This is a genomic window from Halobacillus sp. A1 (genome assembly GCF_024189295.1).
Taxonomy (GTDB): domain Bacteria; phylum Bacillota; class Bacilli; order Bacillales; family Halobacillaceae; genus Halobacillus_A.
On the sequence record NZ_JAIZEN010000023.1, the window covers coordinates 1 to 13,385 of the forward strand.

17 protein-coding genes are annotated in these 13,385 nt (G+C 39.5%); 9 read left to right on the forward strand and 8 right to left on the reverse strand.

Going from position 1 to position 13,385, the window contains the following annotated elements:
• The first annotated feature begins 155 nt into the window (after positions 1 to 155).
• Both LF817_RS17020 and LF817_RS17025 read left to right on the forward strand, forming a co-directional pair.
• Positions 156 to 830 (forward strand): HAD family hydrolase, encoded by a 675-nt coding sequence (locus LF817_RS17020; protein ID WP_253937065.1) that lies wholly within the window; start codon positions 156 to 158, stop codon positions 828 to 830.
• 444 nt (positions 831 to 1,274) lie between these two features.
• Entirely contained in the window at positions 1,275 to 1,499 is a 225-nt protein-coding gene (locus LF817_RS17025; protein ID WP_253937012.1) for a hypothetical protein, read from the forward strand.
• Positions 1,500 to 1,583: 84 nt separating this feature from the next.
• Here LF817_RS17025 and LF817_RS17030 read toward each other — a convergent pair whose 3' ends face one another.
• The 4 genes from LF817_RS17030 to LF817_RS17045 all read right to left on the reverse strand — a co-directional run bounded on the left by LF817_RS17030 (position 1,584) and on the right by LF817_RS17045 (position 4,619).
• Positions 1,584 to 1,928 (reverse strand): DMT family transporter, encoded by a 345-nt coding sequence (locus LF817_RS17030; RefSeq protein ID WP_253937013.1) that lies wholly within the window; start codon positions 1,926 to 1,928, stop codon positions 1,584 to 1,586.
• A gap of 22 nt (positions 1,929 to 1,950) precedes the next feature.
• Positions 1,951 to 2,274: a DMT family transporter gene (locus LF817_RS17035; protein WP_253937014.1), complete on the reverse strand. Its 324-nt coding sequence runs from the start codon at positions 2,272 to 2,274 to the stop codon at positions 1,951 to 1,953.
• A gap of 282 nt (positions 2,275 to 2,556) precedes the next feature.
• Positions 2,557 to 3,609, reverse strand: coding sequence for a Gfo/Idh/MocA family protein (locus LF817_RS17040; RefSeq protein WP_253937015.1), 1,053 nt, complete (start codon positions 3,607 to 3,609; stop codon positions 2,557 to 2,559).
• 23 nt (positions 3,610 to 3,632) lie between these two features.
• On the reverse strand, positions 3,633 to 4,619 hold the full coding sequence (locus tag LF817_RS17045) for a Gfo/Idh/MocA family protein (RefSeq protein WP_253937016.1): 987 nt from the start codon (positions 4,617 to 4,619) through the stop codon (positions 3,633 to 3,635).
• 345 nt (positions 4,620 to 4,964) lie between these two features.
• Here LF817_RS17045 and LF817_RS17050 point away from each other — a divergent pair, with 345 nt between their 5' ends.
• The 5 genes from LF817_RS17050 (at position 4,965) to LF817_RS17070 (ending at position 8,124) form a co-directional block, all read left to right on the forward strand.
• On the forward strand, positions 4,965 to 5,219 hold the full coding sequence (locus tag LF817_RS17050; RefSeq protein WP_253937017.1) for a hypothetical protein: 255 nt from the start codon (positions 4,965 to 4,967) through the stop codon (positions 5,217 to 5,219).
• Between the two features lie 110 nt (positions 5,220 to 5,329).
• The gene (locus LF817_RS17055) at positions 5,330 to 5,983 is read left to right on the forward strand and encodes a pyridoxamine 5'-phosphate oxidase family protein (RefSeq protein WP_256558355.1); all 654 of its coding nucleotides are present in this window, start codon (positions 5,330 to 5,332) and stop codon (positions 5,981 to 5,983) included.
• A 106-nt stretch (positions 5,984 to 6,089) separates the two neighbouring features.
• The gene (locus LF817_RS17060) at positions 6,090 to 6,800 is read left to right on the forward strand and encodes an SAM-dependent methyltransferase (protein ID WP_253937019.1); all 711 of its coding nucleotides are present in this window, start codon (positions 6,090 to 6,092) and stop codon (positions 6,798 to 6,800) included.
• 704 nt (positions 6,801 to 7,504) lie between these two features.
• On the forward strand, positions 7,505 to 7,642 hold the full coding sequence (locus LF817_RS17065; RefSeq protein ID WP_253937020.1) for a hypothetical protein: 138 nt from the start codon (positions 7,505 to 7,507) through the stop codon (positions 7,640 to 7,642).
• Between the two features lie 233 nt (positions 7,643 to 7,875).
• Positions 7,876 to 8,124, forward strand: coding sequence for a hypothetical protein (locus LF817_RS17070; RefSeq protein ID WP_253937021.1), 249 nt, complete (start codon positions 7,876 to 7,878; stop codon positions 8,122 to 8,124).
• 96 nt (positions 8,125 to 8,220) lie between these two features.
• Here the strand turns inward: LF817_RS17070 and LF817_RS17075 are convergent, their stop codons facing one another.
• From LF817_RS17075 to LF817_RS17090, 4 genes are all read right to left on the reverse strand, one after another.
• Complete coding sequence (locus LF817_RS17075) at positions 8,221 to 8,997, reverse strand: SDR family oxidoreductase (RefSeq protein WP_253937022.1); 777 nt, start codon at positions 8,995 to 8,997, stop codon at positions 8,221 to 8,223.
• A 361-nt stretch (positions 8,998 to 9,358) separates the two neighbouring features.
• The gene (gene arr, locus LF817_RS17080; protein WP_253937023.1) at positions 9,359 to 9,775 is read right to left on the reverse strand and encodes an NAD(+)--rifampin ADP-ribosyltransferase; all 417 of its coding nucleotides are present in this window, start codon (positions 9,773 to 9,775) and stop codon (positions 9,359 to 9,361) included.
• A 338-nt stretch (positions 9,776 to 10,113) separates the two neighbouring features.
• Positions 10,114 to 10,911, reverse strand: a complete 798-nt coding sequence (locus LF817_RS17085; protein ID WP_253937024.1) for a LysM peptidoglycan-binding domain-containing protein — start codon at positions 10,909 to 10,911, stop codon at positions 10,114 to 10,116.
• Positions 10,912 to 11,029: 118 nt separating this feature from the next.
• Complete coding sequence (locus tag LF817_RS17090; RefSeq protein WP_253937025.1) at positions 11,030 to 11,791, reverse strand: DUF4397 domain-containing protein; 762 nt, start codon at positions 11,789 to 11,791, stop codon at positions 11,030 to 11,032.
• A 601-nt stretch (positions 11,792 to 12,392) separates the two neighbouring features.
• On the opposite strand from LF817_RS17090, the gene LF817_RS17095 reads away from it, so the two are divergent.
• Complete coding sequence (locus LF817_RS17095; RefSeq protein WP_253937026.1) at positions 12,393 to 12,839, forward strand: SgcJ/EcaC family oxidoreductase; 447 nt, start codon at positions 12,393 to 12,395, stop codon at positions 12,837 to 12,839.
• Positions 12,840 to 13,026: 187 nt separating this feature from the next.
• Positions 13,027 to 13,365 (forward strand): ASCH domain-containing protein, encoded by a 339-nt coding sequence (locus LF817_RS17100; RefSeq protein WP_253937027.1) that lies wholly within the window; start codon positions 13,027 to 13,029, stop codon positions 13,363 to 13,365.
• Positions 13,366 to 13,385 lie beyond the last annotated feature (20 nt).

Below are 13,385 nucleotides of genomic sequence, written 5' to 3' on the forward strand. Positions count from 1 at the left end.
TATCGCCACAGTCGGCTTAGATGAATGGTGAAATCAATATCAGAATGGTTCAGGGATTTTAAAAAAAGTAATAAGATCCCCTTTATTTAGTGCGGCCTTAAAGCAGTATTTATTTTCAGGGTAGCCTGAAAATAAAGCCAATCGGGGGAATTAACATTATTAAAGCCGTTATTTTTGATTTAGATGGGACTTTATTGAACCGAGATGAATCAGTAAAATTTTTTATAGCCGGACAATACGAGCGATTGAATGAGTCACTGAATCATATACCGAAAGAAGAGTACATACGAAGGTTTATTGAACTGGATCATCATGGATATGTGTGGAAGGACAAGGTGTATAAACAATTAATACATGATTTTTCTATTCAGGGAACGACGTGGGAGGAATTACTAGAGGATTATTTAACTTACTTCAAGGAAAACTGCGTACCGTTCCCAAAACTCTTAGAAACGCTGGAGAAATTGAAACAAGATAACTTTCTTATTGGGATGATATCTAATGGAAAAGGTCAATTCCAAATGGATAACGTAAAGGCTTTGGAAATTGACCGCAACCTAGATTCTATTCTTATATCTGATTGGGAAGGAGTAAAAAAACCTGATCCAATCATTTTTAAGAGAGCATCTGAAAGGCTGAAGGTGTATCCGGAAGAGTGTGTATTTATAGGGGATCATCCAGAGAAAGATGTGAAGGCAGCTAAAGACGTTGGAATGATAGGTATTTGGAAAAGGGACCATCAATGGAATGCAGTAGAAGCAGACTATGTTATAGACGAATTAGATGAAATACATAAAATAATTCAACAGTTAAATTCTGATGGTTGTTAATCTTGATACTATTGAGTTTCAAGTTAACAAGTTATACGTTCTAGCTTTTCTTTAATTTGGTCAGATTATTTAGACTGTAGTATCGTCTGAAAGCCATTCATTAATTGCAATCAATCACTAATAAATATAAAGGGTGTTTACATGAAGATAATTGGATTTATTTTATTGCTAGTGTCAATAGGAGCAGCTTTTATAAACATAAATATCGCTGCTTTTATTTTTGGGTTTGGGATTTTCTTGTTCGGTTTGGAAAATTTTATCTCTAAGAAAAGAGGAACTTCTTATATCTATTTCGTATTTGGGTTATTGTTCATAGTCGGGACTTTAATTACAGGATTTTAAAGAGTAGGAGAATGGAATTTACGACAAGGATAGAAATCTAACCGGCAAAAAGGATGTAGATTTATTTTATAGAGTTGGGGTGATAGGATGACACGATTTTATATGGCAGTGACGTATGATGTGTGTGAACACAATAATCTATATGAAGATATGAACGAATATCCTTTAGATTTGACTGTTGATATAGATAATCAAATAAGGAAATTTGCAAAGAAAGATGTTGCACCTTTAGTAAAGCTTTATGAATCCGAGACAAGTGACTTTAATGAGTTAAGGTTGTACAAAGAATATAGATTTAAGGAATATGAGTGCAGTTGTAATCAATAGTCCTTCTCTAACTATCTTGGGATTTAGTGAAAGAAGCCCATGTTAGGGCTTCTGATTTCTCTGGTACTTTTACAATCCCTAACATTAGCTCGAGTTTTTTGCTGTATCTGCGTTCTCAGACATATTAAGCAGTAGAATTCCACCTATGACTAATATAACCCCGGAAATTTTAAAGAAGGTAAAAACCTCATCCCATACAACAAAGCCAATGATCGCGGTCAGCACTGTTCCTAATCCTGCCCAAATGGCATAGGCTAAACTTAATGGAATAACTTTCAGACACAAGGATAAGCAAAAATATGAAAACCCATAACCCGCCACAACCCCTGCAGATGGAAGTAAAACGGTAAATCCATCTGATATTTTGAGCATGGTCGTACCAAAAACTTCTCCTAAAATTGAAATAGCTAAATAAATGTAATACTTCATATGCCTACCTCTTTCACTAGAATTAAAGGGTGCTCTCTATGTTCAGTAAAACTATGCCGCCGATAATTAAGACTAACCCAAGAAGTTTTCCTGTATTAATATTCTCCTTGTAGATTGTAATACCAAGTAATGTAGTAAGTGCTGTTCCTGCTCCTGCCCAAATAGCGTAAGTCACTCCAATGGGCATTGCCCGTAATGTTAAAGATAAAGCATAGAAAGCCACACCAAAACTCACGACTACTCCTAAAGAAGGTAAGAGTATTTTGAAACCGTTTGACGCTTTAAGCATTGCATTCCCTATAACTTCACAAACAATGGCTATGGCTAATAGAAAATAAGCATTCATAGTTACTCCTCCCTTTTTATTAATTCCAATAAGGGTATACCCTCTTTATTTAACTTTATGGGGAAGGCGCAAGAAATTATATAAAAAGTAACTTTTTTATTTACGTAAAAGAATAAAATGTACCCTATAGAGTAGATTCTTTAAAGCTTCTACTCTACAGGGTGCATTTTGAAAGACTCTCTTATTTTAAGCTGCTTTATCGAAAGAACCTCCGTCATTTTACAGAAGAATAGAACAATCCTCCTCTTTGGAGTGTCATTTCATTCTTGTGCCTGCTGTTATTTATCCTCCGTTTATATTTACAGCTTCTCCCGTTTTTGCTGACTCGTAAAGAGCCTGGATAATTTGTTGGATGAGCACTCCTTCTAATGGAGTGCTTAATGGCTGTTTGTCATGGAGAATACATTCGATAAAATCGTGAACGAGGGATTCGTGCACATTTCGTTCTTCTACATAAGCAGGGGTGGTGTCCACCAGTGTGTCGTATTTTTCCTGATATATTTTTAATGGGAAAAGGTCTGCGCCGCCGCGATCACCCATAATGGACACTTTTTTACTGCTCAGCGTCTCTACGTTCGCGGCAAAAGTAGATTCGAACATAAGAGAAGATCCATTTTCAAACGTAATCATTCCTCTAGCCATATCTTCTACCGAAAAGTTCTCATAATCCCACTCGCCCATTAATCCTACTCCAGCGCGCTGGCCGATCTTTTGATAAGTAGCCCCTAAGACGGTTTTAGGTCTCGGATATCCCATTAAATATAAGGCTGTGTCCAGCATATGAACACCATTATCGATCAGCGTTCCTCCGCCCTGGAGTTCTTTATTCGTGAATACACCCCAGCCTGGAATTCCTCTTCTTCGGTTGTAGTGCGTTTGGGCTGCATAAATCTCCCCTAACTCACGGCCGTCGATGTATTTCTTTAACGTCTCTACCTCGGGTTGGAAACGGAAATGAAACCCATAGGTTAAGATCTTTCCCGCTTTTTCTGCTTCTAAAGCCATCTTCTCTGCTTCCTTCACCGTCATAGCCGGCGGCTTTTCACAGAGCACATGGCACCCGGCCTGCAGAGCGGCAATCGCTTGGGAGGCGTGAAATTTATTCGGGGTGCAAATGCTTACGGCATCAAGTTCCATTTCCTGAAGCATTTGTTGTTCATCTTCATAGGCGTAAGGGATGGAAAACTGCTCTGCACATTGAACGGCTTTATCTCTATTGTGGTTAGATACAGAAACGACTTGAACGTCCTGCCCATAACTTTGGTAACTCGGAATATGGGCACCTCTGGCGATTTCGCCTGCTCCAATAATTCCAATGCGAATGGGGTGTGACATGGAACTCCTCCTATTCATCGTTTCTATACTTGTTTTTGATAGTAGTCTTTTACCAGCTCGTCCATCACTCGATTTGTACGTAAAGCAGTCTCGCCCGTACTTGGGGAGCTCCCTTTACCAATAAGTTCATTTACAATCTCCTGAATGAGATGCTTTTGAATATGTTTAGGGCGTTCGATCATAAATGATTGGGTTTCTGATTCTTTGATAAGTGTCACTGGTTTTTCATCAAAGGAGGAAAAAATGATTTCCCCTTTTGAGCCCACGATTCGATTGGTATCCTCATGTTTGTAAGAAGAAAAATTCCATACGCCATTTCCGATCACACCGCTTTCGAAAAGGAAGGTTCCGCTTACAATATCCTCTGCCGGGTAGCCTTTTGCTTGATTGGCTGCGATACCTTTCGCTTCTTTCACAGGCCCGAGTAAATAATCAAACAAATCCAATGTATGAGAGGCTACATCATAAAACAGGCCTCCGCCGCTTATGTCAGGCTGTACTCTCCAGGGGAGGTTATCGTTCTCATCTTTCTCTACTAATTTTTGGGTCTGCTGGATGGAAACAAAACGAATATCACCGATCTCATTATTGTCGAGAAGTTCTTTTACTTTCAAAAATCGAGGCAGAGAGCGTCTGTAAAAGGCTACATATAAAGGAACTTGCTGTTGGCTGCAAGCTTCGACCATTTCCTTGCATTCTTCGACATTCATAGCCATGGGTTTTTCAACATATACAGGCTTTCCTGCTTCAGCTGCCTTCAGGGTGTACTCTTTATGAGAAGATGGAGGAGTGGCGATATAAACAGCATCCACTTCAGGGTCGTTGATTAAATCTTCCGCTTGATCATACCACTTCGGGACACCATGACGTTCGGCGTAGTCCTTCGCCAGGTCCCCGTTCCGCCTCATAACCGCTGTCAATGAGCTGTTTTCTGCTAAATTGAATGCGGGTCCGCTTTTAACTTCAGTGACATCACCGCATCCGATGATTCCCCATCTCACATTTTTCATTGTTTAGTCTCCTTTTTCCTGGAATATAGTATTTCTTTTTCACTCTATCATCTTTTATAAAACCCATTATTTAATGGCCTGATCAGTTATTCTACGAATTTATCCACTTGAACGATGTAAGGTCTGGAAGGCAATGGTGAAGAGTTGTAGTGAGACTCGCCCCCATTATATCAGGACAGGCAGTTGTTTCGTTAGCGGTCATGTAGAGTACTGTAACCACTTTCCTTTTTATTCCTTTTATTGTGATAAGATAAGGTTAATAGAAGGTATAAATAGATACATATGGACCATGAGTCTTTAAGACAGTTGACTATAGCTTAATGTGCTAACTGAGGGGGGATAAAAGTGGTTATTAAGGTAGTACTTCTAACTCTTGTTCTTGTACAAATCATATATTTACTGATAAAGGTTAAAAACAGTAAAGAAAAGAAACATTACATACCTGCCTTGCTCGTAAGTGTTATTACTGGCTGGTCTATTTATAAAAGCTTTACTATGTATGGATTTGCAGCTGTTTACACGATTATTTTTTCTGCTTTTGGGTTACTTGTTTTATTTGTCTTTACAAAACACCCTCCATTTTTAAAAGAAAAAAATTGATGGCATCTTAAAATCTAGTCTGGGGCTGACTTTGAATAGTGATACAGCCCTATTGAGCCTATGGAGCAGATGTGTGAAAGAAAAGAATCTTTTAAGCAGAACACCAAGTAATGGGAGGTGTACATGTGAAAGGAAACTATCAGTTTAAGAATATTATTCAAACAGAAGAAGAATTACGCTCAATGATTGGTTTTCCTAGTGAGCTGGTTCATAACAAAGTAATTACATATCTTGATAACCATTGTGCACAATTTATTTCTAAATCTCCATTTTTGGTTATTTCAACTTCAGATGAGTATGGCTTTTGTGATGTTTCTCCAAGAGGGGATATGACAGGATTTGTACAAGTTCTAAGTGAAAAGCAGTTAGTCATACCTGAAAGGCCTGGAAATAAACGAATAGATACTATGCGTAATATTTTATCCAATCCAAGAATAGGTCTTCTCTTTTTTATCCCCGGCTTAGGTGAGACATTGAGGATTAATGGAAAAGCGGCTTTGGTCACAGACGATGAGCTGCTTGAAAGCATGGCGTTTAAAGGGAAAAAACCTCTCGTGGGTATCGGGGTTGAGGTAGAAGAATGCTTTATTCATTGTGCTAAAGCCTTCAAACGTTCGGGGTTATGGGAACCTGATTCCTGGCCGCAACAGACCATACTGCCGTCGGCCGCCAAAATAATATTTGAACATGCCAAACTACCCAATATGAGTGTTGACTCCATCCAGAAAAGGCTGGAAGAAGGGTATTCCAAAAGACTGTATTAGTTGTTTCGAAAACGTGTGGAAAACCTATCGAAAATTTTCAGCGCTTGTGTTAATTTTCCAAATCCTGTGCTACCATAATTGTACTCTTTAGGTGAGGTGAGTATAGATGAGCAGAGTTGAGAAGAGAACAAAGTTAGACTTGGAAAAGGTTATTTTTATTGGGAGAACGTACGAAGAATATATGGACATGTTTTTATTGTCAGAAGAAGAGTTGAAAGGCAGACAAATCCTGGACTGTCCATCAGGAGCATGCTCCTTTACCGCGGAAGGTCGCTTAAGAGGGCTGAATATTACTGCATGTGATATCGCATATGATCATTGTGCAGACGATCTAAGAGCGAAAGGGCAAGATGACATTCAACATGCCATGACGCATATGGAGAAGGCAAAAAGTAATTACGTTTGGGATAATTTTGAGGATATTGATCAGTTAAAGAAACATCGGGAAAAAGCGTTACTTACTTGCACGCAAGATATGAAAAAGAATAGTGAGCGTTATATGCCTGTTGAATTACCATCGCTTTTATTTAATGATAACGAGTTTGATATCCTTTTGTCGGCACACTTCTTATTCACGTATGCCGACCGTTTAGATTTGCAGTTCCACTTAGACACTCTTAATGAAATGCTCAGAGTAACAAAAGAAGAGTTAAGGCTTTTTCCTTTGGTGGATCTAGAAGGAAATAGATACGAGCATTTGGATCGTGTCATACACTATTTAAAGGATCATGGGTATGCAGTCAAAGAAGTAAAGGTTCCCTATGAGTTTCAAAAAGGTGCAGATTCTATGCTGCGGGTGAATAAAAATCATCTTTAATAATCAAAGAATTTATTGACGGTCAGGCAGATATTTTGCATTTTTGTGATTTTTTTGAAAGTTAGGCTTTACTTTAACGAAAGCTTCTTATATAATTTCCAGTGAAAGATAAAAATTACCAGAAAGCGAGGTCGAAACCAATGATGAAAACATCAACTTACAACCAAACTGTACAACTAAATCGACCTGCGCTATGTATTAGACCCTAAAACATTTTTTCTGAAAATAGGTTCATAACAGCCGCAGGTGATGCATATTGTATTCCTGTGGCTTTTTTGCGCCTTCCATAAATGGAGTGTGTTTAAAGCAGAGCTGCAGGATACCTGTAGCTTTTTTGACCCCTCCATAAACGGAGAGACTCAAGCAGAGCCACAGGATCCCTGTGGCTTTTTCTTATGGAATCAAAGGGTAATTTTACTCTTTTGATATAAATTTACGATTTTTAAGGAGGTGAGCAACAATGACCATGCAATTCTTAATTTTTACAATTCGTATCAACCGGCGTAAAGAGCAAAAGTATGCTCCAATTCCCGGTTACCGACCGAGTGCTCAAGATCGATGCCTTGACCGGAAAGCAATGACCAAAAATCTTATCTAAGAAAGGGAGTGTCAACGATGGCTGAACTACTAAGGATTGAATTTATGGATTGGTTAAATGCGGAGAAGGACTCCGCTTAGTGACTATCAAGTAGGAGGAATAACTGATGAGAATTAACTTTTTGATTTTTGTAATCTCGATTGAAAAAAGTGCACCGGCAGCTAGAGACCGTTCTGCTAAGCGTGCCCGATTAATCAATGAGCGCATTAACGAAACAAAACTGAAACACAATCGATTGTATTAAAGTTCTCCGTTTGTTGGAGTGCCTTAGTAAATAAGACTAATAATCGACATTTCATAAATACGGTACTGCACAGATGATACAAACGAGGGCGGATGCTTTACATAGTATTCGCCCTTTATCCTAAATTTGAAGGATATTCAGGAGCGGTTATAGAATTTTATGGATAAAAGAAAAAGGGAGTGGATTTGGAAGTTTGTACTAAAAAATAACTCTAGTCTGGAGGGGAAGAAAAATTGAAAATAGAAATTGAAGTTAGAGCATTTGGAGAAGTTGAAGCCCAAGGAACATCAGGGGCACATAAAGGTGTGGAGTTAATGCATGTACATAATCTTTCTAAAGATACAACATTAGGTGAAGTAGAAACTCTATTATCGACGCTATTTGAGGAAGTTGAAAGCGGATATAAAAATCCCCAACAAAATCTAGGTAAAATTACGATACGTGCCAAAAAGGAAAATGGTGAAATTGTTTACGTAGGATAGTGGAACGAATCCAACAAAAAAGCAATCCAGGATGCTGTTGTGACGTCCTGGATTGCTTAATTTAACCTTAACAGAGTGTTTCACGAATTTATTAAATCACCAGAAACCTCCATCTGAATGAATGATCTGCCCCGTAATCCATTCAGATTCTTCACTTGCTAGAAATGCTATTAATTTGGCAGCATCACTAGGTTCTCCAAGTCGTCCCATTGGAAATTTCGGTAATAAGTCTTTCTTCAACTCACTATTCATCCAACCCGTGTTTGTGGGCCCGGGGTCTACGGCATTAACCGTGATTTGTAGTGATGCTAATTCAAGAGCAACTGATTTTGTGAAAGCAGAAACAGCCCCTTTTGTTGCAACGTAAGCCAAATTTCCCGGCTCAGGTGACTTGTCCTGGCCAGAGACCATGTTAATAATTCGGCCCCCATGCCTGCCTTCAATATGACGAGCAAACTCCACAGTTAAGAGACACGTGCCTCTAACATTTACACTATAGTGAGAGTCAAGGTTGTCCGCGTTTATAGAACGAAAATCTACATCCACGGAATGTGTGGCATTATTTACAAGAATTGAAGGAGATCCAATTTTCTCATTAACTTTATCAAGCAGTGTCTTAGGTGCTTGAGGCTGCGATAGATCCAATTCCATAGATTCACATCGAACACCTAAACTGCGGATTTCCTCCATAAGGTGTTGCGGCCAGCCAATGTCACCATCATGAAAATAATCCATCGTTCGATCATACTTGGACCAGTAGGTGAAAAAAACGTCTGCCCCTTCGCTGGCTAACTTCTTACATATGGCAGTACCGATACCATGTACTCGACTAGCACCAGTAATAATCGCTATCTTATTCGTTAGTGGTTTCATAGTAGCATCTCCTAACGGAAACGCCGAGCAAATTGCTAGGGGAGATGTAAGCTCACCAAACTAAAAAGCAAATACCTAATATAGATATTCGCCCGGTGTGTTTATAGCACATGAACTCAGCGATCCTATAATGGGATAAATGAAAATGGTTAAGAAACCCTTTAATAAAAGGATCTCAATACATCCATTCAATTACTTGGCCATTAAAGGATATCTCCCATTTGCATCCATGCTCCTTTTGTACATCTCCATTTTAAATGATACCATTACTTGCATTCTTAGTGTATGTTATTTTATTTACTCGTTCACTAAGCCCGGTTGGGGAGAATAACTAAATGGTAGTTTCCTTGTAATTTAGAAATTAATCATATATTACAGCTTTCCCCTGATCGCGCAGCTTTTTCAAATGAGAAAGCATATGATTTATTTGTTCATCGGAATGCCTTTCCCATGCCTTTAATTCCGCTGTTATTTTCAGTGGCATTTTAGACCTGTAAGAGCGGGTCGGGTTCCCGGGGAATTTTTTGTCGGTTACATTTGGATCGTTTTCAAAGTCACCTAATGGTTCTACAACGTAGATTCTTTCTTTAGATGTGGACTTTGCTAGTTCAGCACCCCACTTCGCAGCCTCTAATGTTGCCGTGAAATAAATATAGTTGGATTTTTTGTCCTGGTAATTTGATAAATGCTGCGGTTCTAATAGATCTCCAATATCGAGTTCTGCTTTCGTGCCATGAAAGAAAGGGCCATGATCTAAGACATCTTTTTTCTCATTCATACGGGATCCCCCTGTGCAGATTGGTATATTAAAGTATATGACAAGTACTAGCGAAAGAGTAGTCTATTAATACTTTATGAACAGCGATATAATGGAAGTAGATAGAATGAGGTAGAGCGGTGATTTTCTTTTTTAAAATAAACAATCGAATGCTTTAAAAAAACAGCTATAGCCCAATTTCTAGTTAATTACTGAGGAGTTGGGCTTTTTGATTGGCCAGCTTAATCCTAACAAACTTAACAAACACCGTTATCAAGGAAAATGCCAATATGAAAGCAGAAAAAATGAACTTCGATATAATCCGGAAGTTCATTTTTTTGGCTGTTATTAACCTATTATTAAAATAACACACGAACTTGAACGAGATCCTGGACGCTGTTGTCGTTCGCACTTCTCGTATATACCCAAATCTCCCCCGCGGAAGAAGCGGGATCCTCGTCAAATACGATAGATTCAGAGAAGGTACCGTAAGCGGGTCCTCCTGCTGAGGCTTGAATAGGTGCTTCATTTGTCACGGTGTTGCCTTCATCATCTTTAATTTGATATAAAATACTTCCTTCGAACGCTCGCGCAAATCCGGCAAGTTTCTGCCCCTCTCGTATTTGAGTGCCCGGGAACGGACGGGAAACAACGATGTTGTAAGAAGAAGGGAGCGGGAGGATGAGTCGTGAGCCTGGGTATATGACGTCCGGCCCGATGCCAGGACGCTGCCGGTTCGCTTCAAGCAGGCTGGCAAGCGAAATACCGAACCGCTGGGCGATTTTATTCAGCGTGTCTCCTTGTTCAATCTCATAAACAAAAGCTGGGACGAGCAGTACTTGATTCGGATAAATATAGTTCGGGTCCCCAAGCTGTGGGTTGATGCCGAATAATAGATCGACACTGGAAGAAAAGCGCCGGGCATATTGATTGAGCGTTTCACCAGGACTGACGATTTGATAGGTCTGATTCGGACCTTGTTTGGAAACTAAGAGAATTTGTCCAGGATAAATCAAGCCAGGATCCGTAATGGGGGGATAAAGGGCATTTGCCTGTTCGATATCGGACACTTCACTGCCGAAACGTCTCGCGATGGAATACAGCGTGTCCCCGGGCTGCACGGTATAAATGTAATGAGTGCTGTTTTCTATGGGCATGTAATTTCCTCCTTAGTGAAAAGTTCCTCTTCATACATCGTATTCATAAATGGTCCGAGTCATGAGTATCTAAATCTACGTAAAAAAACAGGCAGAGAGGCTGCCTGTTTTTTCGTAGTTATGGTTTAAGAAACATGGCTTCAAGCGGGGGTTCCTCACCGACGAGGCCAATAGCCACAGCTGTGTACCCTTGATTCGGATTCAGCGTAGCATCTTCTACCGTAAGTGCCACCTGGTTCGTTCCCGCTACACGCACTTCGAGGTCCGCCGTTGTCGGGGACAGGGTGATGTAACGAGTCGCTTTGCCGAAAGGAACATTACGGAATAGAACATCGCCGCCTTTTACTGCAATATCAACTGCTGGCGCATTCGGTGACAGGTGCCAGAATCTTACCTTCGCTTTTCCTGAAGACACACTGTCACTATCTACGGCCGCAAGCAGCTGCAGATCATCAAGCGTGCCTGCGGCTGCTACGGTATACATTTTCCCAGGCTCTACTTCTACCATTTGTGATAACACCGGCTGACCCATCTCGCCCTCCGGGTAAATATCAATCTGGTACTGACCGGCAGCCACATTTAAATACTCACTTTGCTGCTTATAAGTTAGTCCTTCCAAAATCTGCTGGCCATTGACATACACGTCAACCGCCGGCGCATCAGGTGAGGCATGAAGCACGCGCACCTTGGCTTCTTCATTCATGCCCATCATCCCGCTGCCGCCATTATTGCGCTGATTCAACCAGCGATACATACACTCGAAGTGTTTTTGGTAGTAATACATATGCTTTTGAGGATCGGTATACTTGAAATAATCAGCCATCATACCATACTTCGCAGCTTCCCAGGCCAACTGATCAGGATTTTCACGGTAATACATGGATCATGCTCCTTTCATAAAAAACTACCCTTCTAAGCCTATTCAGCATTTATGAAATGAGAACTATATCGAGCAAACCTGTCTTCATCGAAAAAAATTCCCCCGGGACGTTAGAGAACTAAAGGATGACTTAGTGCCCAAGGAGATCTGCTGGTATTGCCCTTCTTTTCGTACCATCATACAGTGGAACCAGACGTTTTTGTTTTCCGTTTATAGTGCGATGGTGTCTCACCCCCGCTTTACTTAAGCATTGACGTGGTGGGGAAGACACCGTTATATAGGTAGTCTGTTCTGAAAGGGCCATGAGAGAAATGATTTGTTGCAGGGCTGTTTCTTTCTTTATTCGAATTGCACTTGAATTCAGGTTATCTACCTTGACGTTATAAACACTTTTTTCAATTTGGGGGTATATATATCAAAACTGAGTCTTAAAGAAACGGGTAAGATTGTTGAAGACTCAGTTTTGAGATAAGTACTTTTAGACGCATAAGGAATCTGTTACTTCTTAATTTCATTATTTAAAGAAAGAACCTCATTAAAAGTTTAGATTGGATTCCTTATATGAAATAATAATTGTATTGAATTAAAAGGGAGGATTTCCATGATTGAAAATTATGAAGAAATAATTAAAGGGGTATATAAACAATTGACCTCTTCTTGGAATGAGCGGAATGCACAAGGAATGGCTAGTCTATTTTCTGAATCCGGTGAGAGTATAGGGTTTGATGGAAGTATATCAAAGGGACCAGAAGAAATTGTTGCCCATTTAGAGCCGATCTTTAGAGACCACCCCACTGCTCCTTACGTTACCAAGGTGAAAGAAATTAAGTTTTTTGGTGATAAGGGAGCCATTCTAAGAGCCATTGCCGGCATGATTCCACCTGGTGAATCTGATATAAAGCCAGAGGTAAATACTCATCACACGTTGGTTCTAGAGTTAATAGAAGATGAATGGAAAGTTGTATTATTCCAAAATACACCTGCCCAATTTCATGGCAGACCTGAATTAGTGAAACAAATGACAAATGAATTGAGAGAACAATTATAAGCGAAAAAAGCAACTTTCTTTGTAAATAGGTATAGCATATCAAAAGTTTATATTATCTTGATTTCAAGTCTTTCGCATATTGGGGCTAATCTTGAATAGTGGTTGGTTCCCGAAATATTGAACTCTAAAGGAGCATTTTAACGCATTAAGTTCGAATAAAAGAATGTGTAGCAGAGGTGAAATCAGAGTGATACATCAAATGGGGTTATATGGTGAGTATTTCAATTCAATTAAAAGGGGTAAGAAGAATATTGAAGTACGGTTATTTGATGAGAAAAGAAGAAAGATAAAAGTCGGAGATACGATTGAATTTATAAAGGTTCCTGAACAAAATGAAACATTAAAAGTACAAGTAACAAATCTTGAATTTTACCATACGTTTAGAGAGATGTATGAGGATATTCCTTTTCACGATTTTGATAGTGAAGGTTGGACTATGCAAGAAATGATTGAAGGAACATATGAAATATATACACCAGAACAAGAAAAGAAATGGGGAACATTAGCAATTACAGTAAAATATTAAAGTAGAGGTTACTATCTCGA

Coding starts and splice junctions, on each gene's coding strand:
- LF817_RS17025 (WP_253937012.1), top strand. CDS start 1,275: ATGGCAGTGACGTATGATGTGTGTGAACACAATAATCTATATGAAGAT.
- LF817_RS17030 (WP_253937013.1), bottom strand. CDS start 1,928: ATGAAGTATTACATTTATTTAGCTATTTCAATTTTAGGAGAAGTTTTT.
- LF817_RS17035 (WP_253937014.1), bottom strand. CDS start 2,274: ATGAATGCTTATTTTCTATTAGCCATAGCCATTGTTTGTGAAGTTATA.
- LF817_RS17040 (WP_253937015.1), bottom strand. CDS start 3,609: ATGTCACACCCCATTCGCATTGGAATTATTGGAGCAGGCGAAATCGCC.
- LF817_RS17045 (WP_253937016.1), bottom strand. CDS start 4,619: ATGAAAAATGTGAGATGGGGAATCATCGGATGCGGTGATGTCACTGAA.
- LF817_RS17055 (WP_256558355.1), top strand. CDS start 5,330: ATGGGAGGTGTACATGTGAAAGGAAACTATCAGTTTAAGAATATTATT.
- LF817_RS17060 (WP_253937019.1), top strand. CDS start 6,090: ATGAGCAGAGTTGAGAAGAGAACAAAGTTAGACTTGGAAAAGGTTATT.
- LF817_RS17065 (WP_253937020.1), top strand. CDS start 7,505: ATGAGAATTAACTTTTTGATTTTTGTAATCTCGATTGAAAAAAGTGCA.
- LF817_RS17075 (WP_253937022.1), bottom strand. CDS start 8,997: ATGAAACCACTAACGAATAAGATAGCGATTATTACTGGTGCTAGTCGA.
- arr (WP_253937023.1), bottom strand. CDS start 9,775: ATGAATGAGAAAAAAGATGTCTTAGATCATGGCCCTTTCTTTCATGGC.
- LF817_RS17085 (WP_253937024.1), bottom strand. CDS start 10,911: ATGCCCATAGAAAACAGCACTCATTACATTTATACCGTGCAGCCCGGG.
- LF817_RS17090 (WP_253937025.1), bottom strand. CDS start 11,791: ATGTATTACCGTGAAAATCCTGATCAGTTGGCCTGGGAAGCTGCGAAG.
- LF817_RS17095 (WP_253937026.1), top strand. CDS start 12,393: ATGATTGAAAATTATGAAGAAATAATTAAAGGGGTATATAAACAATTG.